Genomic DNA, 22,163 nt, shown 5'->3' with positions numbered 1-22,163 from the left:
CCTTAGTTCAGTTTGAAGCCAGCAACGGAAGCGCTGAGCTCTTCAGCCAAGCCGGTCAACTGCCCGATGGAGCTGGCGGTCTGCTTGGTACCATCGGTAGTCTGTGAAGTAATATTCTGAATCTGCTGCATATTCAGGCTCACGGTCGCAGCCGCCTTGGTTTGTGCTTCAGTTACCGTGGAAATTTCCTCAATCAGGCGTGCCAGGTTATTGGTCACACTTTCAATTTCACTCAGCGCACGACCCGCAGCGTCTGACAATCTGGCACCTTCCACCACCCCTTCGGTACTTTTCTCCATCGCTACCACCGCACTATTGGTATCAGATTGAATGGTTTTTACAATGGCACTGATCTGCTTGGTCGCCTCGGAGGAGCGCTCGGCCAGACGTTGCACCTCTTCGGCTACCACGGTAAACCCGCGGCCTGCCTCCCCAGCGGACGCCGCCTGAATGGCGGCATTCAAAGCCAGAATATTAGTCTGCTCAGTAATATCTGAAATCAGCTCAACAATTTCACTAATCTCTTGAGAACTCTCGCCCAGACGCTTGATTCTCTTGGAGGTTTCCTGAATCTGCGTACGGATTTCATTCATACCTGAAATGGTGTTCTGCACGGCCTTGGTGCCTTGTGTGGTCGCCTCAAGTGAGCGTTGCGCAACGGAAGAAGCCTCTTCCGCATTGCTGGACACCTGCAAGATCGAACGTGTCATGTGATTCACCGCATCGCCGGTTTCTGCAATCTGCTGGGATTGTAATTCTGCCGCACTCAAGAGGGAGGCTGACGTATCCTGCGCCTGTGCAGTAGCCTGGTTCACCTGTTCACTAGCACGGTTAATTTCCGCCACCAGGTCACGCAAGCTATCAATGGTGTAATTGATGGAATCGGCAATCGCCCCGGTAATATTCTCCGCCACCTCCGCCTTGACCGTCAGGTCTCCGTCCGCCAGATCGCCCATTTCATCCAGCAAGTGCAAAATCGCTTCCTGATTATTGAGGTTGGTTTGCTCAATTTCCTCAAAGCGCTGTCGCGCCTGAACCACTTGCCGATAACCCATCCAGACCAGTAACACCAGTGCTAGCAGACCAGAGATCACCGATAAGGCCAACCACCAAGCAGCCTTGCCCTGCTGTAAATATTGCACTGTCGCTTGCTTGGCTGTTGTGACCAGTACATCACTGTGGGATGCCAGTGTGCGTAGTCCATCTGCAGAAGCTGAGTTCACTACTACCTGTAGCGCAGCCCACTCAGTATTCAATTGTTCCAGCGTCGCATCGACCTCACTACCACGTAACAGGGTTTCAGCCTGCAGCTTGCGTAATGCTTCAAGCTGGGAAATGGACTGATTGAGCGCGCTCTGCAAGCGCGAAGCAGCGGTGGCATCCCCCGCCACTTCCAGTGCGGCATCACGTGCGGCCTGTTGCACCAAGACCTGCAAATTGCCTGTGGCCTCAATAAACTGGTTATCCTTGGCCACTTGCAACTGGCTAAACAACAACCCGAGCAATGCCACGACAAATGCCAACAACAAAATGCCCAGTGTGGCTCGTGTACTTTTATTCACTGGCGTCTCGCCAGCATTCCGCGCCGTAGTCTTTCTATTGAATAAAGTCTTGAGTCCTGTAAAGCTGAAAGCCATTTCCGTTCCCCTTAGATCATGCCGCTGTCGCGTTTTGATTACGCTGCCACTTGCATGAATTCCTTTTTATTTAATAGCAAGCCAATATCCAGCGCTTCCCACTTGTGGTTGTTATCATCCTCATAACTGGCAATCGTCCAGCCTGGCACGTCGGCAACCAGTTCCAGCGCTTTCAATTCACTGATATTGCGCAAACCCGCGAGGCCATCCACCAGAAAACCTGCATTGATTTCAAAATCGCCATGAATCAGCAATATACGGCTTTCTGCCGTGATTTGGGCAGCATGCCGGGTGATGCCGACCAGCCTTGCCAGATCACTGATGGCATAGAGATTACCGCGCACATTGGTCATCCCAAGAAACCACGGCTGGGTCAGCGGCACCGAGAGAATATCAGGCACGGGCAACACCTCACTGATATCGCGCAGTGAAATGAGATAACGCTCGCCTCCGGCATAGACCCCAAGACGGGAAACAGTCGCTTCCTGGTCGGTGGCAACACTCTTCAGGCGATCAAGAATATTCTGCTGATAGGCCTGCAGGTTGAGCCGGGGATTAGCCATATCAAGCCAACTCTGCAATCTTGGCCAACAGCTCCTCAGCCACTACCGGCTTGATTACACAGTCCTTGGCACCTTGACGTAATGCCCACATGCGATCAGCTGCCTGCTCCTTGCCCGTACACATGATCACGGGAATATGGGCAGTATCCGCATTTTTGGACAAGGCGCGTGTCGCCTGGAATCCATTAAGGTTAGGCATTACGACATCCATGACCACCAGGTCAGGCATCAGTGTTTTTACTTTATCCAGACAGTCCTTGCCGTCTTCTGCGGTACTGACTTTGTATCCGGCTTTTTCCAGGATCTCTGTTAAATAGAAACGATCTGTAGCTGAATCATCAACCACAAGAATATGTTGGATTGCCATCGCGATTACTCCATTCCCGACAAGTCAGATGATAAATGCGGATGATGGTGACGCACCGCATCCAGGAGCGAATTCTGGGTGAAAGGTTTGGTCAGGTATTGATCTGAACCCGCCATGCGGCCACGTGCGCGGTCAAACAAGCCATCCTTGCTGGATAACATGATGACGGGAGTAGATTTGAAACGGGTATTACGCTTGATCAGGGAACAGGTTTGATAGCCATCAAGCCGGGGCATCATAATGTCGACAAAGATGACATCCGGCATATGGCTGGCAATCTTGGACAGGGCGTCAAAGCCGTCCTCGGCAAGAAAGACTTCACAGCCTGATTGCCTGAGGAAAATTTCTGCGCTCCTGCGGATGGTATTGCTATCATCAATCACCATCACCTTGACACCGGATAGATCCAATTCCCCCACCCTCATCCCCTGTTTTTGAGTTGCTTAGCGAGCAACCTTATTGGAATTCCAGGCGACAGGCGCCTGCATTTTGCACCATTCTATCTACAGATTTGAAAACGGTGCAATACTGGTGAAACAAAAAGCGGGTTGTCAATCCGCACACAAAAAGGTTAAATAAGCCGATTATCTCGCTTACAGATTTTATAGTCGCACAAAACAACAAGAATCAGAAGCGCCGCCACCGACAAACCCAGGCGGCCAACAGGGAACGGAGACCATGCTAGTCAGACAAGAAGCCCTCACGGCAAAGATGAGCATCAAAGACTTGCCATCATCCTCGCCGCTATCTAATGCTAACCTGGTATTGGTGTTTGGTTCAGTCAGGCGCTTTAGTGATGCCAAACTTCCAGCACAACTCAAGGAGCGCTATCCATCGGCGCAAGTTGTCGGCTGCACCACATCAGGTGAAATAGGCCCTGCCGGTGTCAGTGATGACAGCCTGCAAATCACGGCCATTGTCTGGGAAAAAACCCTGCAGCGCGTTGCCCATGTCCGTGCCAATAATATGCAGAGCTCAGCTGAAACTGCCACCAACCTGGCCCGCCAGCTCAAGTCGGATAGCCTGAAGATGGTTCTGCTATTTTCCGACGGCCTGCATATCAACGGCTCTGAATTGCTGCAAGGCTTCCAGAGTGTATTGGGCGATATCCCGATTGTAGGCGGCATGGCCGGTGACAGCGCAGAGTTCGTCAAGACACTGCAACTGCTCAACGACACGATAGAAGAAGGCCTGGTAATTGCTATCGGCCTTTATGGCGATCACCTCATCACCGCCAGCGGCGCGTTGGGTGGCTGGAAACCTTATGGTCCACCACGCAAGATTACACGTTCAGAAAAAAACGTCGTCTATGAAATGGATGGCAAACCTGCCCTACCGCTTTACCGCATGTACATCGGCGAACAAAACGCCAAAAACCTGCCCGGCTCAGGCTTGCGCTTCCCGTTTGCCATCATTGAAGAGGGCAAGCGGGAGGTTGAAAAAGTTAGGACCCTATTGGCGATTGATGCCAGCAATAACAGCCTGACCTTTGCCGGCAATGTAGAAGAAGGTGAAACAGTACGGCTGTGCCAGACCACACACGACAGACTGGTAGATGGTGCTGGTGGTGCAGCCCACCTCGTCACAGGCAATCTGGAAAATGCCAGTATCACCCAACCCGGGCTAGCCTTGTGCGTCAGCTGCGTTGGGCGCAAACTGGTCATGGCCGACCAGATTGCGGATGAAATCCATGCGGTACAACAGATACTGGGGAACCAGACTACACTGACTGGTTTCTATTCATACGGTGAGTTCTGTCCACGCCCAAATACCACGGATAGCGTGCTGCACAACCAGACCATGACCATAGGCTATCTCAGTGAACGTCTATGAATCACGATACATTTTAGTTTCAATCCATTACACCCGTTTAATCACAGAAAAAGGACATATTCATGGCTACAGTCACACTTAAAGGCAATCCAGTTAACATCGGTGGCAATCTACCAAAAACAGGCGAAACTGCTCCTGATTTCCAGCTAGCAGATGCCAAGCGCAACCTGGTGTCACTCGCCGAATTTGCAGGTAAGCGCAAAGTATTGAATATTTTTCCCAGTGTGGACACTCCTACCTGCGCCACCTCTGTGCGCACTTTCAACAAGCAAGCCAGCGGCCTGGAAAATACGGTAGTACTCTGCATCTCTGCTGACCTGCCTTTTGCACAAAGCCGCTTCTGCGGTGCCGAAGGTCTGGAAAATGTGGTAACCCTATCCACCTTCCGCGACACTGCCAAATTCTCCAAGGATTATGGCGTGCAAATCACCGACAGCAGCCTGGCTGGCCTGACTGCTCGCGCAGTCGTAGTACTGGATGAAAACAACAAAGTAATTCACAGCGAGCTGGTCAGTGAAATCGCTGAAGAGCCTAATTACGACGCGGCATTGGCAGCACTGTAAATACCAAGGCTACAGGTGCATGCAATACTGCACCTGTAGCATCATCATTCAATATCGAGAGTTAACCCCTCGGCCAAACATTCACCACACTGGAAATGAATAGCCCTGCGTCTCAGGCTTCGTATATCCAGGATGGATATCAGACCTTCCCCGGTATCCTCAGCCAACCATGGTTAGCCCTAGCAACCAGCACCTGCAATAGTGTCATCACGCGTCACAGACATGCTGAACCCCCAGTCATCAAGAACAGCGTAAATATAGGCGAAATAACCCTGTCCCGCCCTCAGCGGAACCCCGGCATTGAGGCCAGCGCTTTACACAATGAACCGTTTATCATCGGGAATTTGCTGAGTCTGGATGATCGCTTTAAATCACTACTGGCTGAACAGGTATTGTGGTCGATTGCGGCCAAATTACTCAAGGCAGAACTGAACCAGATAGTATTCCATTACGCCAATCTGACTCGCAAGCCTGCAGGCACAGGGCCTGCCATCGCATGGCACCGAGATAATGAAAACACGTATTTCTGTCCTGAGGATGATCGTTTTTTGCGGCTACTAATTCCGTTACAAGGGATGTCGAAAATCAATGGAGGCACAGGCATAGTAGCTTCAAGCCATGTGAATGTATGCCATATAACCGCAACTGATGAAAACCAGGTGATCTATCCAACCGTCAGCGCGGGCAGTATGCTTGCGATTCACCCCAGCCTGCTACATGGTGGACAACCCAACCGTAGCCATCTGGAACGTGACGTCATCATTATGCAGTTTGGCGTTCAGGGTTCATCACTGCGCCATCAGGACACTCTGGAGCTTGGTGCCCTACAAACCTGGCAGGACTTTAGCAAGCTTTAGGCAACAGCAAGGTCAGCAGGCAGTTCACCCGGCTTTCGATACATCATCATGGGTAGACAAGATTCCGGCTCAATGCCTTCATTACAATATTAATAAAGACGCGCTGAAGAAACTTACTGATCCTGATAGGCGGTATATTTTGCGTTGCTGCCTTTGGCTTTTTCCACCGGGTATTTCTTGGCGTTCAGTACTATTTTGGCGTTGGCAGCGGCAATCAGGTCGATGCCGCAGACTTCCGCAATCCGCAGCAGATAGACCAGGGTATCCGCGAGTTCGTGGCCGATCTCGGTCTTGCGCTCTTCACTCAGGGTAATGCTTTCCTGCGGACTGTCCCACTGGAAATGCTCCACCACTTCCGCCGCCTCCACGATCATCGCCATTGCTAGGTTTTTGGGCGTGTGGAACTGCTCCCAGTCACGCTCCTGTACAAAGTGATTGATACGCGCGCGTAATTGATCTAGCGAATCCGGTTGAGGCACATCAGGCATCAGGCTTTTCCTTGCGATTGGAGCCAGCTACCATTTTCACTTCGAACAAGCGGCACTCCAGCGGCCCATTGAACAACGGGGTGCGCTTGCTCGGTGCCAGCCGCATGAGCTTGGGCATGCGCAAGTCGTTGGTAAGGAAATAAGTATTCCAGCCAGCAAATTTCTTCTTCAATGCTTCACCGATCTTGGGATAAAGCGCTGCCAGATCTTCATCTTCACCTATGCGTACACCATAAGGCGGATTAGCCACCAGAGTGCCTTCAGGCGCTGGTGGTACCACGGCTGTAAACTCGGTGTGCGCCAGTTGCACGGCGTCCAGCAAGCCTGCCTGTTGCAGGTTCTGACGGCTGACACGGACAGCACGCAGGTCAGAATCACTGCCGTATATTTTCTGGAAACTCACTGGCTTGGCGCGGCTCTTGGCCTGTTTCAACAGCGATTGCCAGCCACCAGCGTTGTAGTTTTTCAACCGTTCAAAACCGAAATTGCGGCCACTGCCAGGTGCAATGTCCAGCGCCATCATGGCTGCTTCAAGCAAAAAGGTACCACTTCCGCACATCGGGTCCAACAACGGAGTGCCCGGTTGCCATCCGCTCAGACGCAGAATCGCAGCTGCCAAATTCTCGCGCAATGGTGCTTCAATGCTGGCACGGCGCAAGCCACGCTGGTAAAGCGGATCGCCGGAGGTGTCCAGATACAGCAGGTAATCCTCGGCAGCAAGATAGGCATGCAGCCTGACATCTGGCTCACGGGTGTCTATGGAGGGACGACTGCCCACTTCCTTGCGGAAGCGATCACACACGGCATCCTTGATGCGCAGGGTGGCAAACTCCAGGCTTTTCAGCGGACACTTGACGCCGGTGACTTTCACCATGAAATTCTGGCGTACATTAAACCACTGGTTCCAGTCGATATTGAACGCAGCCTGATACAGGTCATCCTCATTGGCGTAACGGCCCTTGCCAACCTGCAGCAGGATACGCGTTGCAATGCGGCTCTCAAGATTGGCGCGATACACCAGCAGCATATCGCCAGCAAAGCCAACCCCTCCATCAGTAGGAGTGATCTGCCGTGCATTGATGCTGGTAAGTTCTTCCACCAGCATAGTTTCAAGGCCGCGTGGGCAAGTGGCAAAAAATTGATAATGCATGTTGTCTTTCAGTATGCTGTTGATTGCTAGGATTCAAGCAATAAGCGGTTGCTGGTGCTAGGGTTATGTTCGCGCAGGCGTTCGACAAATTCGAGGAACTCCACTTTGTGTATTGCTTCTAGTGCCTTGGCGCGGACACGCAAGGTACTCCAGCGTAAATCATTCGGTGCACGCTTAAACCCAAAGATCACCACATTGCCTGGCCGCCCTGTCGGCATGACCAGTATACGTCCATGGAAACTGGTTTCTATGCGCTGCAGGTAAACATCGTAATTCTTGTCGCTACCCCAAAGGTTGATCGCACACATGCCATCCAGCGTAATCGCATCCGCACAGGAATCAAAGAAGTCCTGCGAACACAGGTCTGGCGGCAAGCCACTGCTACCAAAGGCATCCATCATCAGCATGGAGGTGGTTGCCGGGTTATCGCGCAGATAGGCAGCAGCATCACCTTCAATGATGTCGAAACGCGCATCGTTATCGGGCACCATGAAATGACTGCGCGCCACCTCAATGATACGCGCATTGATTTCCACCACCCGGATTTTCATGGCGGGCAGGTGGTGATACACATATTTAGGGATGGAACCACCGCCGAGGCCGAGCACGACCAGGTCTGTGGGCTGTTTATGAAACAGCAGGAATACCATCATGCCGCGCGAATACCTGAGCTCCAATGCATAGGGGTCTTTCACCCGCATGGAGCTTTGGATGGTGTCCGACCCCAGATGCAATGAACGTACGCCATCCAGCTCACTGACGTCTACACTGTCCTCGCTGGTGATGGCTTTATGGATGCTGCGTGCGATTTTGCGGCCCACCCTGAACATCAGGCCGCCTCGCTTTCGTCCGCTGCACTTTCATCTTGCCGTTGCTCAAGCGCCTTGAAGCGGCTTTCCAGCTCAATCAGCAAGGTATCCACCTTCTGTATTTCGATGATCACCCGTGTGCCGGTTGCCAGCTCTGGCATGCCATGTACCTTGGTCATAAGCGGGATGTTATCCAGTCGCACCAGATTTTCACGCCAGACGGTAGCAGCAATTTCACGAATATCTTCCTGCACCAGGTACTGCAAGCACCAGTAACGCTCCATGCGTGTCTGGAACTCATTGTAGGCGTTATAAGTCTGGTCAAAGTTGCGCATGATGACGGCAAGATCATCGCTATTTACCGGATATACCGGCTCTGTGTTTTGTACGACAGAAATAATCTGGCGCTGATTCACCAGATCAACCCCACGACGCAAGGGAGAAGTGCTCCAGCTATATTGGGCCACACCCAGGCCCTGATGCGGCTCAGCCTTGACTGTCATATAAACCTTGCCGCCATTTTGCGCACGATAGATGCCAGGCACCTGGTGTTCCGCCAGCAGGCCACCCCAATGGCTATTGGCTTCTATCATGAGCTCAGCTACCAGCTTGTCTATAGGGGCACCACGGCGGCGGCCCAGAATACTCACCTTGCCAGCGTTGACGTAGAAGTTGTAATCAATCTGGATAGGACGCGTGGGATCATACTTGCCACGGCCTTTTTCGAGAGACTCTGCCAGGTTGAACAGGAACAGCAGTCTCTGCCAGTAAGGATGCCCGCTATCCTGCTCCAACGTATGTTCATTGAAATATGGCTCCAGAGTATCGTGTCGCAAGTTGGCCACTACGTGGATCAGCTCTACCCGGCTCTCACGTTTAAGTATGCTCAAATCAGGTGCCACATCCAGATACAGCGACAATGACGGGCGCCATTCCCCTTCATTCAGGCTATAAGGCGTAATAGCCTGTTCCGGCAGCATGGTAATTTTATGGCCTGGCATATACACCGTGGAAAGCCTATGCATGGCTACCTGGTCCAGCACATCATCCTTGGCAATCCCCAACGCAGGTGCAGCAATATGGATGCCGACACGGATCACGCCATCAGCTAGGGGCTGCAGCGAGAAGGCATCATCAATTTCCGTTGTCGTGCTGTCATCGATACTAAAGGCCTCAATGGCTGCACGCGGCAGATCATCGGGTACCGTCAGCGCATCAACCTCTGGAAAACCTTCTCCCTCGGCAAAATACTCGCGCAGGAAAGCACCAAAGTGATAATCATGAACTGAATTAATCGCCCCGCTGTTTGCCAGTACACGTACGATGTGCTGGTTAGACTCAATGGAAGCCTGTTCCAGCGCTTTCCACTCCAGGCCGTTTTTGTCTGGCTGATATAGCAGCGCGTCAATTTTGCCGTTGAACTCTTCAGGCAACTGGCCTGCTTTCAGCTGCTCGACATACTGAGCCACTTTTTCTGCCTGCAATCGCTTCTTTTCCAGCCCGGCCAGTGCGGCTTGCAAGGTTTCTTCAGAAGCCGCCTTGTAACGGCCCTTGCCTTTGCGGTAGAAGTACACAGGCGCGCTATGCAGGCGGATGGCAATCGCTGCAGCCTCGCCTGGCGTTGGCTTCTTGCCATAATATTCCTGTGCCAGCTCTTCAAAACCAAACTCGGGCTCGCCACAGCATTCCCACAAGAAAGGAATGTCCAGGCCCTCAGCCTCAGTATTTGCATGTTCAAGGAAACTAGCCAGTGGCGCCTCAAAGCGCAACAATACATTGGCGGTCTTGATCTTGGAGCGTTTACCGGAAATGGCTTCTACCTGAAGGGAGCCGGGGTTTTCCGTCATGATGGAGGCAACCTTGAAACTGCCATCTTCTTCAAAAAATACGTTCATAATCCTGCTTTTTTGCCGTGCCCAGTTGACGGCACGGGTTGATTGTCTGTAATTTACGGCCTATGCATAATGCCGAACGAATGATACATGAGATTGGGCAACGCCCGACCTCCTCACGTGTTGCGGTGCTGAATGTTCTGCTTGATGGAGAACATCCACTCACTCACCAAGAACTCCTGCACACACTTACCCAGGAAGCCCCGTTTGACCGCGTAACGCTGTATCGAGTGCTGGACTGGCTGGTAGAGTGCAATCTTGTACACCCGATCATGGGTGAAGACCGCGCAAGGCGTTTCCAGTTGACCCAGCGCAATGCCAAGCATCACCACGCGCACTTTCAATGCACCTCATGCGGCAAGATGTTTTGCCTCGATGATGTCAAACCCAGGATTCCCAGCAGCGTCCCTTCACATTTTACCGTTGAGTCGGTTGAACTCAACATAAAAGGTCAATGTGATCACTGTAATACTGAAAAAAATTAGCTTGCATCCTTAACAAACGTTGTCAGCTACAACGCTATAGCCTGTAAAAACAGGCTATAGCTAACCCTTCCGGCATTTTCCCCGCTATATCCCGCTTAAACCATCCCCTCCTCAACGTGCAACAAAGTTGCAAATAAAACCAACAGCCCTTATTATGCAACTTTGTTGCATAACTGTCTTTTATCATGTCCCCAAAATGTCCATCCAACATTTCTCCAGAATCCCTGCTCGGCATGCCTGCGGAGCAATACATGAATGCAGATCAACTGCTATTTTTCAAAACCCTGTTAGAAAAACAGCGTGAGCAGATTGCCGACAATGCACGCGATACCAGCAATCATCTGCGCGAACACGAAGAGTTTTCTGACCCTGCAGACCGTGCCACGCAAGAAGAACTGCATACGCTGGAACTGCGGACACGTGATCGTGAACGCAAGCTGCAAAAGAAAATCGATGCGGCACTAAGGCGAATCGCCAACAGTGAATATGGCTTTTGCGAAGAATCCGGAGAGCCCATCGGCCTGCCTCGCTTACTCGCAAGACCGACCACGACACTATCACTGGAAGCACAAGAACGACATGAACAACGCGAACGCCAGTTCCGCGCTTGAACACACTGAATATCCCATTACGCAAGGACCATCCACATGAGTGAATTTAAAAAACTGCCCGTCACCGTACTTTCTGGATTTCTCGGTACGGGCAAAACCACCCTGCTCAACCACATTCTCAATAACCGCGAAGGAAAACGCGTGGCGGTTATTGTCAACGATATGTCAGAGGTCAATATCGATGCCCAATTGATACGTGAAGGCGGGGCAGATCTGTCACGATCAGAAGAAAAACTGGTGGAAATGAGCAACGGCTGCATCTGCTGCACGCTACGCGAGGATCTGCTGATTGAAATCAAACGCCTGGCGGAAGCCGGTAAATTTGATTATCTATTAATAGAATCCACTGGCATTTCAGAACCTCTCCCTGTGGCAGAAACCTTTACCTTCCGCGATGAGAATGGGGTAAGTCTGTCAGACATCGCCCAGCTAGATACCATGGTCACGGTGGTAGATGCCTATCATTTCCTCAAGGATTATGGCTCACGCGACCAATTGTCTGCGCGTGGTGAATCCATGGGAGAAGACGACGAACGTACCGTTGTGGACTTGTTGATTGAACAGGTTGAGTTCTGCGATGTTATCGTACTGAACAAAACAGACCTTGTAACGGCAGAGGAAATCCGTCGTCTGCATGGCATCCTCAACAGCCTCAACCCTCGTGCCCGCATCGCTCACAGCAGTTTTGGCAAGGTTCCACTGCACACCATCATGAATACTGGGCTCTTCAATTTTGAAGCAGCACAGGAGGCACCGGGGTGGCTCAAGGAGTTGCGTGGCGAGCATGTGCCTGAAACAGAAGAGTACGGTATCCGTAGCTTTGTGTATCGTGCCCAGCGCCCATTTCACCCTCAACGCCTGTGGGACTGGATGAACAGCGAGTGGCCCGGTGTTGTGCGATCAAAAGGACATTTCTGGATCGCTTCACGCCCAGCCTATTGCGTCAGTTGGTCCCAGGCTGGTGTCGTATCCAGACATGAGCTGGCGGGTTACTGGTGGGCGGCCACGCCAAAAAGTAACTGGCCCCAGGATAGTGAATCTTTAGCCCAGATCAATCGCCGATTTTCTGGCGAATTTGGTGACCGACAGCAGGAAATCGTCCTCATCGGCATCAATATGGACAAGACAGCATTAACGACGTCGTTCGACCAATGCCTGCTCACTGAGAGAGAAATGGATCTAGGAATGCCCGCCTGGCAGACTTTCCCCGATCCATTCCCGGGATGGGGGGCGGAACGTGAGAACCTGCCTGAAGAAGAAGCCACATGGTAAACCAGTTACCGCTAACATCCTGATTACCATCACAGCACCCTATGCCCCATTATTGAAACAGGCATGCGCAGCCATCAGCCGATTTAATGATTGTGCAACGGTTGCGCACCGTCTTCAGGCTGTTCTCGGTTAAAATAAGCCTGGTTATCGCCCGCGCCAGTAGCGATGCATACACTTCGTAAAGATTCAAGGAATTACACACCATGACGCTGGACCACCGCATCCCGCTTACTTTGTTGACCGGGTTTCTCGGTAGTGGAAAAACCACTCTGCTTAACAAGTTGCTGAATCATCCAGGCATGAAGGATACGGCCGTCATCATCAATGAAATCGGCGCTGCCGGACTCGACCACATTCTGGCCCGTAATGTGGAAAGCGAGCATATCACTGACAATACCGTATTGCTGGAATCTGGCTGTCTGTGCTGTACCCTGAGCAACGAGCTGGCTGAAACCATGCGCGACCTCTTTTTCAAGCGCCAGCTGGAAGCCATCCCGAAGTTCAATCGTCTGGTTATAGAAACTACCGGTATGGCCGACCCGGGGCCTATCCTTGCCAATCTGCTGAATGAGCCAGTCATCGTATCGACTTATCGGCTTGATGCCGTGGTCGTGACCATAGACAGCATATATGGCACCCAACAGATTGAGCAGCATGCTGAGGCACGCAAGCAGGCAGCCGTTGCCGATGTATTGTTACTGACCAAGACCGACCTTGCGACTGAAGCGCAACTACAAGCCCTCTCAGCAACACTGGAATCACTGAACCCGGGCGCTACCCAATATCGCATCCAGCATGGCGAGATAGAACCGGCAGCCATTATTGATGCTGGATTATTCGATCCCAGTGGCAAGCAGGCACAACCCCAACGATGGCTGCGTGCTCCCGCCCGGTCAAAAGCCGGGCGAGGCATGCTGCCACAAGCCGTGCATGATGATGAAATCAGCAGTTTTACCGTGACCATGCCTAAACCGCTTACCTGGCATCAGTTGGAGCCAGCCCTGCAATGGTTATGTGCAACATTTGGCGAAAATCTGCTGCGCATGAAGGGCATCGTTCACGCTGAAGACCAACCTGCTCCCTTGGCGATTCATGCCGTACAACACACGCTATATCCACCTAACCTGCTTGAAGGCTGGGATGAAGAGGAACCTATCACGCGTGTGGTATTGATTGGCAAAGGGCTGGACGAGATGAAAATCCGTGATGCCCTGATGCAGATCTAGTGGAGCTTTTGCAGCAAGGCAAAAATATCTTGCTCAGCAATATCCTGCGTAATAAATACCAGGCGACTTTGCGGAGCCATCGACTCAGGCCATGAGTTAAGTAGCACAGGCGCATGCATGACATGTTGTACTGCATGCAGCGCCACGGGTTGTGACTGACCCACCAGGTGAAACAAGCCCTTGAAACGTAGCAAGCCAGGGCCAGCAAAGCCGCGTAGTGCATCCTGCCATGCCGCAAACACATCGGAATCTATAGGCAGATCCAGCTGCTCACTAATAGTGCTAATACTCTGCTGTTGATGCTCAGACATCGGCGCTTGTGCCTGTGCTGGTAACCAATGCGGGAATCGCCCGTCAGCATCTTGGCCGCTGAATATCCAGTCCATGCTCGTTGAACTGCCTTGCACTTGATGCAAGCGGGCTGATGGATTCAAGCCCCGCAGCCTGCTTTCCACCGCATGTTGCACACCTGCATTTACCAGGTCTACCTTGGTCAGCAAGAGCACATCTGCAACGGCCACCTGTTTTAGCGCTTGAGGAAACTGCTCCAGCGTTTCCAGGACATGTACGCTATCCACCACCGTCACTATGCTGTCCAGACGGTAATAAGCTGACACATAGGCATCGCTCATGATGGTATGCAAAATAGGAGCCGGATCGGCCAGGCCGCTGGTCTCGATGACCACGCGCTTGAATTGACGCTGCCCATGGCGGGAAAATCGCCAGCTGATGTCCTTGAGTGTTTGCTTGAGATCAGTGCGCAAGTTACAACACAGACACCCATTATTTAACTCCACCACTGTCGTGCTATCAGGCTGATGGGCAACCAGCAGATGATCCAAACCCACTTGTCCGAACTCATTGATAATCACCAAGGTATCCGCCATCTCAGGCTGTTGCAGCCATCGGTTCAGCAAGGTGGTTTTACCACTACCCAGGAATCCCGTCAGCAATGTCACCGGAATAAAATGAGAATCAGCCTTCTGCATATGTGGCCATGCCCTTCAACAAACAGATAGCCAAGCCAGGAAGGAGTCGGTAGATTCCTACATGTAATTCAGTGTAGTCTGATATTACGGATTGCATGTGCGGCGTATATTTCTCACGGTTGCAGCAGGGAGCCTGCCGTACTCTTATAAAGATAGAAACCCAGAAAAAGGAAAAAACCATGCAAAGCATTATTGCCTTACTGATCCTCGTTGCAGACATTTATGCCATCATCAAGATTATCCAGAGTTCGGCAGATACGATAAAGAAAATCCTATGGATACTAGGCGTGCTGATATTCCCGGTACTAGGCCTGATTGTATGGTATTTGGCTGGCCCAGGTAGCAAGAACAACTAGGCTTGACAGCCACTCGCCATCAGCCAGCAGACCATCATCTCAGGGCTGATGGTGCAACAAGCACCTTCATTCCTCATCATTATCCTCAGGACTTCCATCATGCTTGTTACCTTCTCCACCGCACGTTATAGCGACATTACCATGTTTGGCGACGTTGTCAGCCAGCTCCTCAAACTCATGGGACACAGTGGCACGGTGCCCGGCGCTATTCTTGCCGCAGATGTACCACAAGCCTTGGCCCAACTGAAACAAGGCCTGAGCACAATTCCAGCCTCAGCCGTCAATCACGACAATGAAAGTCAGGAGCCCAATATCGGCCTGCCTAGCAGAGCATTACCCCTGATCAAGCTGCTTGAGTCTGCGATTAGTAATCAAAGCGATGTCATGTGGAAATAAATAGCTCAGCAATTCGCCACATTTCTGATTACACTGCATCCTCATGAACAATACCGACTTTCATAACAAATCCTTTATTTTCCTGCTCATTGCAGTCTCAGCCGCGCTGGTCGTGATTCTGCTGCCATTCTATGGTGCAGTATTCTGGGGCGCGATACTGGCGATGCTGTTTACACCGCTTTACCGCCGCCTGCTGGGGCTGACTAACAAGCGCAAGAATCTCGCCGCCTTTGGCACATTGATGACGTGTATTGTGATTGTCATTTTCCCAGTGATCTTGATTGCAAGTTCCTTGGTACACGAGGGTGCAGCCTTATTCCAGAAACTTAAATCCGGCCAGATCAATCCGGCCCTGTATTTTCAGCAGATCATTGATGCGCTGCCTACTTTTGTCACCAACATTCTGGCACGCTCTGGCTTGACCGACATTTCATCCTTCCAGGATAAACTCAGTCATGTTTCCATGCAGGCCAGCCAGTTGTTGGCCACCAAGGCCTTGAGCATAGGCCAGAATACCCTGGAGTTTGTCGTCGGCTTTGGTGTCATGATGTACCTGATGTTTTTCCTGCTTAGAGATGGTGCCGCCCTCTCCATGAAAATCAAGCAGGCCATCCCGTTAAGCGCTGAGCATAAGCGTCACCTGTTCAACAAATTCACCACCGTGATCAGGGCCACAGTTAAAGGTAACATTCTGGTAGCCATCACCCAGGGGGCGTTGGGCGGCCTGATTTTCTGGATACTGGATATCCAGGCGCCATTGCTCTGGGCTGTGATTATGGCGTTTCTCTCGCTCTTGCCTGCGGTGGGCGCCAGCCTGATCTGGGGGCCGGTGGCAATTTACTTTCTGGCAACGGGGGCAGTATGGCAAGGTGCGACACTGATCGCATTTGGCGTATTTGTCATCGGACTGGTCGACAATGTCCTGCGCCCCATCCTGGTCGGCAAGGACACCAAGCTGCCTGACTATGTGGTACTCATCTCAACACTGGGTGGGATGGCAGTGTTTGGCTTGAACGGCTTTGTGATTGGCCCATTGATTGCCGCTTTATTCGTGACCTTATGGGATATCTTTTCCAGCTCGCGCCCAACAGACAGAAACTAACAGGATGCTTGCCCTGCACAAGACGGCAGCTAGAGCATGGCAAGCAGCAATACGGAAAGAGCAATGCCTGCAACACCCCCTCCGAGCCAGATAAGTCGCTTGGGGAAATACGACAGCACCAGCACCACGCTAATCGCTGCCAATGAGACAAACCCAGTCCAAAAGACAATGCCTATCGTCAGTCCCCAGCCATAAATGGCTGGCAACACTGCCAAAATCAGGAAGCTCCAGCCTGTTGCCTTGAACAGTTTTTTCCTGCTTGCAGTTAAATCACTTACCCTGGCCTGAACATAATGCTTTTCCATACCTAAGCTAAATGAAGCCATGCCGGCATATGCCAGTCCATAGGCCAGAAGACAAGTCAGCACTACAGAAATATCATTCACTCCATTTCCTCGCTCATTTTCATCATGCCCCAGCCATATCACCTGGTCACTAATAGGCCACTTTATGCGAACCGGCTGTCCTTTTTGAGGGCACACCGTGAATTGCCTTGGATACCTTGGGAATAGCTGTCGCAAGCAGGAGGCCCATTAGCAAGATAGTGGCTTCCACACCGAAAGCGATACCATCACCATGTCGCCAGAACTCTAGCAGCGAGGGCAGGCCATTCAGCCGTGCACACAGTGGCAGCAACCAGCATAAAAGGACTGCAAACACGAGCTGCTCACGCCATGCATACAGAGGCTTGCGCAACAGCGCATGCAGCAAGCTGACTAGCCAGGTAAGAAGAAATGCGCGCACCTCCCAGCTGGAACGCTCAGGTATCTCCATGGGCAACACACGATTGGCCCAGAAATAAATCAAGATGGCGTTAATGCTGCCCATCACAGCGGTAATATTGATTGCCTCAATCAAGCTGTAAATGCGTGTGCTCATTGCACCAAACTCATGCTCGGGTCGCTTGCGGCGCTTGATGGTAAATAGGATCAAGCCAGTGGCGATCAGCCCGCAGCTCACCAAACCAGCAAGGAAGTAAAGCCAGGACATCACCCAGCCGCCAAACATGGCCATATGGATACCAACAAAACCGCGGTAAACATAGGCTGAATCGCGCCACTCAGTTTGAACACCCAGCATCCTGCCAGTAACCGCACTAAATGCCGCATGATCGGCCACGGCCGAGATACGACGATCAAGATTCTGGAAAAATTCCACCACAGCACCAGCATCCCCGCCATTCTGTATCATCAGCCAGCCTACGCTTTGTATCGCAGCCTGAGCCTGTGGTAACAGGCTTGAAACCTTGATCATCTTTGCCGTTTCCGCTTGATAAGGCTGTTCAAACGACTGCACGGCATCCCCGCGCAGCGCACGCGGGTTCTCATACACGGCCTTGATGCCCAAAGGCAGGAAGGTATTGGGTTGCATGACGAGCCCGGTGTAGGTAATCATGAACAGGAATGGCAAAATCAGCACCCCCGCAACATTATGCGCATCCAGCCAGGATCGTTGCGCAGAGGAGCGCCTGCGGAAAGTAAAAAAATCCTTGAAGAAACGCTTATGGATCACTATCCCGCTAATCAGGCCTACCAGCATGACCACGGCAGCCATGCCGACAATCAAGGTACCCGTCAGGCCGGCCAGCAAGGTGTAGTGAAAATGCGTCAGCATTGCGCCCCCTTCTGTCTCGCGCGTACTCACGACTTCCCCGTTCAAGGGATTCAATAACACCTCGTGCGCCTCTCCTTTGACTCGCCACCTCACCTCCAAGCTGGGATGGTTGTCAGAGATCGGCGCGATCATCCAGTTGCTGCCTTTTTCCCGGTTAGCATGCTGTTCAAGGTAAGCTTGGGCGATATCCAGTTGACGTGCCAAGATCACCTCTGCATGCGCAGGTTTGACCAACGCCTCTGGCTGCATCCAGTGCGTGATGCTGTGCTCGAACACCGCCATGGTTCCCGTCAGAAAGACCGCGAATAACAACCAGCCCAGATAAAGCCCAAGCCAGGTATGCAACCAGGCCATGGAAAGAGAAAACGTCTTTTTCATTTAAAAAACCTGAGCAAGGCCAGCAATACCAATAACAATGCAGACAAACCCAATACCCAGGCCCAGGCACGCCAGGCACTGCGCAGAGCAAAGGCCAGCAGCAAGATAATCACGAATACAACATAAGGAAAGAAAGTACCCCAATACACCGCGTCTGCCCTGTGTCCAGGCCAGGTCAGCACCCAGAGCAGATTCACCAGCACAGTGAGGCCGTAGCCCCCGACAAACCCGGCCAGCACTCTGAGCAATATATCCACACCCGGCTTCATGGCTTGCTGGAATCCTCTTTGCCAAAGCTGCGCTGGCCTACAAAAAATTCAACTGCACGTACTGTACCCGTCAACATGGCAGAGCCATGGTTCTCGCCCGGCTGTATGTAAAAGTGCGTGTCCAGTATGGATGGCTTCAAGCCCTGTAAGTCAGCAGTCAGCTCACGCGCAGCATCCACCATGCGGCGGCGCTGGGCATGTGCCAACCGTTGCCCAGTATTCTCGACATTGGCAGGCGCCTGTTGCTCCAGGCTACCCACCATCAACAGCAGGCGCTTGCCTGCATCATCCTGCGGTGCAAAGTGCTGGCGCTCTTGCAGAATGTATTGCTGGTTCCACCAAATGGAGGGGCTGGAGGCGATATAAGTCTGGAAAGCCTGGGGCTTGGTAAACAGTACATGCAAGGTGAACAGCCCGCCATACGAATGTCCGAACAAGGCCTGCTTGCTGGGGTTGATTGGCAGTTCACCCTTTAGTTGTGGCTTGAGTTCAGTCTCGATGAACTCAAGGAATTTATCTGCGCCGCCCTGCCGTGTGGCGCGCGTATCACCCGTATTGCTGAGGTCAGGAGCTGGTGGCGTGTAATCCTCTGCCCTGGCCACTTCATCCAGCAGGCCCTTCGTCGGGTAGCCTATGCCTATGACAATGGCCGGGATAATACCCGTGGCATCGCGTCGTTGCGACTGCCCGTGCACCAGCATGGCAACCGGAGAAAACATGGTATTGCCGTCGAGCACATAGATGACTGGATAGCCTTCAGCTGGCGGAGTTCCCGCAGGCTGGTAAAGAAAAATTCTGTAGGTCTTTCCCGTGACTGCAGACACCATATCGCGTTGCTGGGCAATGGGCAGCGTTGCCTCATGCCATGGCTGGGTACTATCCTGAGCTTGTGTTAATGGCGTGGACATGACTAAGGCTGCCATTACAGCAGCCACAAAGAATAATCTTGATTTCAATATCGTGCTCCAAAAATGGTTACCCACCACCAAGTGGGTAACCAGGTTTCAAATTACCAGTTGTATTTCAGGGTAGCAGTAACATTACGGCCCATGCCATAGAAACAGGCCGTCATACCAGTACATGACGTGACATATAGCCTGTCAGTCAGATTATTGGCGTTGATACTGAATTCAGCACCGGAATATCCGAGTGACTTGAGGTTATAGCGAACTGCCGCGTCATACGTGGTATAGCCGTCGGTATACAGCAATGGATTATCTGCAGGTGCACCAGCAGCTGGAGAAACCGAGCCATAAGAGCCCCCAGTGTAACGAATGCCAGCGCCTACATTTAATCCATCCAGATAGCCACTGGTAAATACATAACTTGCCCACAGCGAGCTCATATGCTTGGGTACCTGGGTCAAGGCATTGCCACGTTCCGCTGCAAGCTCGGTCTTGGTGATTTCACTATCCATGTAGGTATAGCTACCCAACAGATTCCAGTGCTCCCCCAGTTTGGTCTTACCCTCGATTTCCACACCACGAATCTTGGCTTCACCCACCTGGCGTGAACAACCAGTAGCACTACCAGTCAAGGTCGTACAGCCCGCCGCATTGGGCTCGGTGACAAAACGGTTTTCCTGAGTGATTTCGTACACAGAGGCAGTCAGCAAGGTATTACCATTTTCAGGGGCCCACTTCACACCAACTTCGTACTGGTCACCCTTGACCGGTTTGCGGCTATCCGAGAGCGTGATGGCTGTCATGCTGCCTGGCTCGAAAGAAGTGGAGTAGCTGAAATATGGTGCAATACCATTCTGGAACTGGTAGAGCAAACCTGTGCGCCAAGTGAACGAATGATCATCGAAATCAAAATGTGCCGCCACTGGGCGGCTAGCTGCAGCATTAGTGAGATGATTATCAAAGCGGTCATAACGCCCACCCAGGCTCAGGTGCCAGTTGTTCCAACTCAGTTGCTCTTGAGCGTAGAAGCCTGTCTGGCGTTGAGTGGAGTCGTAGGGTGTTGAGGTCGCCGCTGATCCAAAGTTACCATTAAACCCGGTATATACCGGGTTAAACATGCTGACGCCCGGCAGGTTGTTCTGGTTAACCCGAGTGTTGTTCCAATCAGCCTTCTGTGCATCCAGCCCCAGCAATACTGTATGCCCTACATCCCCAGTCTTGAAGTTAGCTTGTAATTGATTATCGACAGTGACACTTTCAGACTTGCCAGTGCCGCGCGTCCCGGTGCGGGGATTCGCAATACCATTCAATCCATTGGCGCGGCTCACCATACCTTCATAGATATAATCCAGGCTGGTGTAGCGCAGACTCTGGCGGAACTGCCAAGTGTCATTGAAACGATGTTCAAATGCCCAGCCTATCGCAGACTGCTCCCTGTCCCAAGTATTAAAGTCAGGTTCACCGATAAAGGTGTCCACCTTCATGCGTTGCCTATTGGAAGATGGCTTGTAAGTGCCGTAGTAAGGTAGGAACTGGAAAGTCGAGCCGCCCTTGTCACGCTGGTATTGCGCCAACAAGGTCAAGCTAGTGTTGTCTGATATCTGCCACAGCAGGCTAGGCGCAAAAAATGTGCGTTCAAGCTCAGTATGTTTTAGCTGTGAATTACCATCGCTGAAGGAACCGACAAGCCTGAACAGTACAGACTGATCATCCGCGAGGCTGCCACCCAAGTCGAATGCTGCCTTGTATTGATCAAAACTGCCACCCTGGACACGTAACTCATTGACATGGTTGGCATTTGGGCGCTTGCTGACTAGGTTGATAATGCCACCGGGGGCAATCTGACCATATATGGCAGCAGATGGGCCCTTCATGACTTCAACACGCTCAAGGCCAAACACATCAAAGGAAGGACGATTCCATTGCCCACCAGCCTGCACTTTCAGCCCATCCAGGAATAAGGTAGAAGCCCCATCATCTGTGGTATTAAGGCCGCCAGCGAACCCCCGGATACTATAGGACTCTGCACGACTATCCATGCCCAGCATTTCCATACGCACGCCTGCGGTATAGCCGAGTGCATCATTAAGATTTTGGGCATTACGATCATCCAGTTCCTTACGGTCTACCACTGAAACGGATTGTGCAATTTGACCAATCGGGGTATCTGTCTTTGTTGCACTTCTGGTTTTTTTGGCAACATAGCTTTTAGATTCACTGCCATCTTTTGCGCTAACAACAGCGACTTCTGGCAATACGGAAGATTGCTTGTCTTCTGCAGCAATAGTAGGCATTGCAAACAATGCACTCACCAAGACGCAAACAAGCTTTGGCTTCTGAATTGCCAATATTGAAGATTGCTTCATTACTTTCCCTGACATGAAGAAAAGCAGGGATTTTA

24 protein-coding genes are annotated in these 22,163 nt (G+C 51.8%); 10 read left to right on the top strand and 14 right to left on the bottom strand.

Annotated features, from left to right (window positions below):
- Positions 1–2 precede the first annotated feature (2 nt).
- Genes LG201_RS02585 through LG201_RS02570 form a run of 4 tightly spaced genes read right to left on the bottom strand, consistent with a single transcriptional unit; the run spans position 3 to position 2,992 of the window.
- On the bottom strand, positions 3–1,637 hold the full coding sequence (locus LG201_RS02585; RefSeq protein ID WP_226770613.1) for a methyl-accepting chemotaxis protein: 1,635 nt from the start codon (positions 1,635–1,637) through the stop codon (positions 3–5).
- Between the two features lie 38 nt (positions 1,638–1,675).
- A complete protein-coding gene (locus LG201_RS02580; RefSeq protein ID WP_226770612.1) occupies positions 1,676–2,200 on the bottom strand; it encodes a chemotaxis protein CheW in 525 nt (174 codons plus the stop codon).
- A gap of 1 nt (position 2,201) precedes the next feature.
- Positions 2,202–2,567, bottom strand: a complete 366-nt coding sequence (locus tag LG201_RS02575) for a response regulator (RefSeq protein ID WP_264193255.1) — start codon at positions 2,565–2,567, stop codon at positions 2,202–2,204.
- 5 nt (positions 2,568–2,572) lie between these two features.
- On the bottom strand, positions 2,573–2,992 hold the full coding sequence (locus LG201_RS02570; protein ID WP_226770611.1) for a response regulator: 420 nt from the start codon (positions 2,990–2,992) through the stop codon (positions 2,573–2,575).
- A 253-nt stretch (positions 2,993–3,245) separates the two neighbouring features.
- On the opposite strand from LG201_RS02570, the gene LG201_RS02565 reads away from it, so the two are divergent.
- The 3 genes from LG201_RS02565 to LG201_RS02555 all read left to right on the top strand — a co-directional run bounded on the left by LG201_RS02565 (position 3,246) and on the right by LG201_RS02555 (position 5,820).
- Positions 3,246–4,400 (top strand): FIST signal transduction protein, encoded by a 1,155-nt coding sequence (locus LG201_RS02565; protein WP_226770610.1) that lies wholly within the window; start codon positions 3,246–3,248, stop codon positions 4,398–4,400.
- A 62-nt stretch (positions 4,401–4,462) separates the two neighbouring features.
- A complete protein-coding gene (tpx, locus tag LG201_RS02560; protein ID WP_226770609.1) occupies positions 4,463–4,963 on the top strand; it encodes a thiol peroxidase in 501 nt (166 codons plus the stop codon).
- Between the two features lie 95 nt (positions 4,964–5,058).
- Positions 5,059–5,820 carry a phytanoyl-CoA dioxygenase family protein gene (locus tag LG201_RS02555; protein WP_226770608.1) on the top strand — a complete coding sequence of 254 codons (762 nt, stop codon included), beginning with the start codon at positions 5,059–5,061 and terminating at the stop codon, positions 5,818–5,820.
- A 113-nt stretch (positions 5,821–5,933) separates the two neighbouring features.
- Here LG201_RS02555 and LG201_RS02550 read toward each other — a convergent pair whose 3' ends face one another.
- The 4 genes from LG201_RS02550 to LG201_RS02535 are packed head-to-tail and all read right to left on the bottom strand — an operon-like array spanning position 5,934 to position 10,162.
- Positions 5,934–6,308, bottom strand: a complete 375-nt coding sequence (locus LG201_RS02550) for a nucleotide pyrophosphohydrolase (RefSeq protein WP_226770607.1) — start codon at positions 6,306–6,308, stop codon at positions 5,934–5,936.
- The gene (locus LG201_RS02545) at positions 6,301–7,458 is read right to left on the bottom strand and encodes a THUMP domain-containing class I SAM-dependent RNA methyltransferase (protein WP_226770606.1); all 1,158 of its coding nucleotides are present in this window, start codon (positions 7,456–7,458) and stop codon (positions 6,301–6,303) included. Before LG201_RS02545 ends, LG201_RS02550 begins: the two co-directional genes overlap by 8 nt.
- 26 nt (positions 7,459–7,484) lie before the next feature.
- The gene (locus LG201_RS02540; protein ID WP_226770605.1) at positions 7,485–8,288 is read right to left on the bottom strand and encodes a polyamine aminopropyltransferase; all 804 of its coding nucleotides are present in this window, start codon (positions 8,286–8,288) and stop codon (positions 7,485–7,487) included.
- Entirely contained in the window at positions 8,288–10,162 is a 1,875-nt protein-coding gene (locus LG201_RS02535; protein ID WP_226770604.1) for a ribonuclease catalytic domain-containing protein, read from the bottom strand. The genes LG201_RS02540 and LG201_RS02535 overlap by 1 nt, the downstream gene beginning before the upstream one ends.
- 62 nt (positions 10,163–10,224) lie before the next feature.
- Between LG201_RS02535 and LG201_RS02530 the strand changes: the two genes are divergently transcribed.
- The 4 genes from LG201_RS02530 to LG201_RS02515 all read left to right on the top strand — a co-directional run bounded on the left by LG201_RS02530 (position 10,225) and on the right by LG201_RS02515 (position 13,753).
- Positions 10,225–10,644 carry a Fur family transcriptional regulator gene (locus tag LG201_RS02530; RefSeq protein ID WP_319006033.1) on the top strand — a complete coding sequence of 140 codons (420 nt, stop codon included), beginning with the start codon at positions 10,225–10,227 and terminating at the stop codon, positions 10,642–10,644.
- Between the two features lie 185 nt (positions 10,645–10,829).
- On the top strand, positions 10,830–11,255 hold the full coding sequence (gene dksA, locus LG201_RS02525; RefSeq protein WP_226770602.1) for an RNA polymerase-binding protein DksA: 426 nt from the start codon (positions 10,830–10,832) through the stop codon (positions 11,253–11,255).
- A gap of 36 nt (positions 11,256–11,291) precedes the next feature.
- Positions 11,292–12,527, top strand: coding sequence for a zinc metallochaperone GTPase ZigA (zigA, locus tag LG201_RS02520; RefSeq protein ID WP_226770601.1), 1,236 nt, complete (start codon positions 11,292–11,294; stop codon positions 12,525–12,527).
- Between the two features lie 203 nt (positions 12,528–12,730).
- The gene (locus tag LG201_RS02515) at positions 12,731–13,753 is read left to right on the top strand and encodes a CobW family GTP-binding protein (protein WP_226770600.1); all 1,023 of its coding nucleotides are present in this window, start codon (positions 12,731–12,733) and stop codon (positions 13,751–13,753) included.
- Here LG201_RS02515 and LG201_RS02510 read toward each other — a convergent pair.
- The gene (locus LG201_RS02510) at positions 13,750–14,742 is read right to left on the bottom strand and encodes a CobW family GTP-binding protein (protein ID WP_226770599.1); all 993 of its coding nucleotides are present in this window, start codon (positions 14,740–14,742) and stop codon (positions 13,750–13,752) included. The genes LG201_RS02515 and LG201_RS02510 overlap by 4 nt on opposite strands.
- Positions 14,743–14,921: 179 nt before the next feature.
- Between LG201_RS02510 and LG201_RS02505 the strand changes: the two genes are divergently transcribed.
- From LG201_RS02505 to LG201_RS02495, 3 genes are all read left to right on the top strand, one after another.
- Positions 14,922–15,098, top strand: a complete 177-nt coding sequence (locus tag LG201_RS02505; RefSeq protein ID WP_226770598.1) for a PLD nuclease N-terminal domain-containing protein — start codon at positions 14,922–14,924, stop codon at positions 15,096–15,098.
- Positions 15,099–15,197: 99 nt separating this feature from the next.
- Positions 15,198–15,494 (top strand): DUF1840 domain-containing protein, encoded by a 297-nt coding sequence (locus tag LG201_RS02500; RefSeq protein ID WP_226770597.1) that lies wholly within the window; start codon positions 15,198–15,200, stop codon positions 15,492–15,494.
- Positions 15,495–15,537: 43 nt separating this feature from the next.
- Entirely contained in the window at positions 15,538–16,596 is a 1,059-nt protein-coding gene (locus tag LG201_RS02495) for an AI-2E family transporter (RefSeq protein WP_226770596.1), read from the top strand.
- A 29-nt stretch (positions 16,597–16,625) separates the two neighbouring features.
- Here the strand turns inward: LG201_RS02495 and LG201_RS02490 are convergent, their stop codons facing one another.
- The 5 genes from LG201_RS02490 to LG201_RS02470 all read right to left on the bottom strand — a co-directional run bounded on the left by LG201_RS02490 (position 16,626) and on the right by LG201_RS02470 (position 22,128).
- Complete coding sequence (locus LG201_RS02490; protein ID WP_226770595.1) at positions 16,626–16,982, bottom strand: DUF3325 domain-containing protein; 357 nt, start codon at positions 16,980–16,982, stop codon at positions 16,626–16,628.
- 49 nt (positions 16,983–17,031) lie between these two features.
- Complete coding sequence (locus LG201_RS02485; protein WP_226770594.1) at positions 17,032–18,588, bottom strand: PepSY-associated TM helix domain-containing protein; 1,557 nt, start codon at positions 18,586–18,588, stop codon at positions 17,032–17,034.
- Positions 18,585–18,857, bottom strand: coding sequence for a hypothetical protein (locus LG201_RS02480; protein WP_226770593.1), 273 nt, complete (start codon positions 18,855–18,857; stop codon positions 18,585–18,587). The genes LG201_RS02485 and LG201_RS02480 overlap by 4 nt, the downstream gene beginning before the upstream one ends.
- Entirely contained in the window at positions 18,854–19,780 is a 927-nt protein-coding gene (locus LG201_RS02475; protein WP_226770592.1) for an alpha/beta hydrolase, read from the bottom strand. Before LG201_RS02475 ends, LG201_RS02480 begins: the two co-directional genes overlap by 4 nt.
- Positions 19,781–19,866: 86 nt before the next feature.
- Positions 19,867–22,128 (bottom strand): TonB-dependent siderophore receptor, encoded by a 2,262-nt coding sequence (locus LG201_RS02470; RefSeq protein ID WP_226770591.1) that lies wholly within the window; start codon positions 22,126–22,128, stop codon positions 19,867–19,869.
- Positions 22,129–22,163 lie beyond the last annotated feature (35 nt).

This window comes from Methylobacillus gramineus (genome assembly GCF_020532675.1).
Lineage (GTDB): Bacteria > Pseudomonadota > Gammaproteobacteria > Burkholderiales > Methylophilaceae > Methylobacillus > Methylobacillus gramineus.
This window is presented reverse-complemented; position numbering and strand designations above follow the sequence as displayed.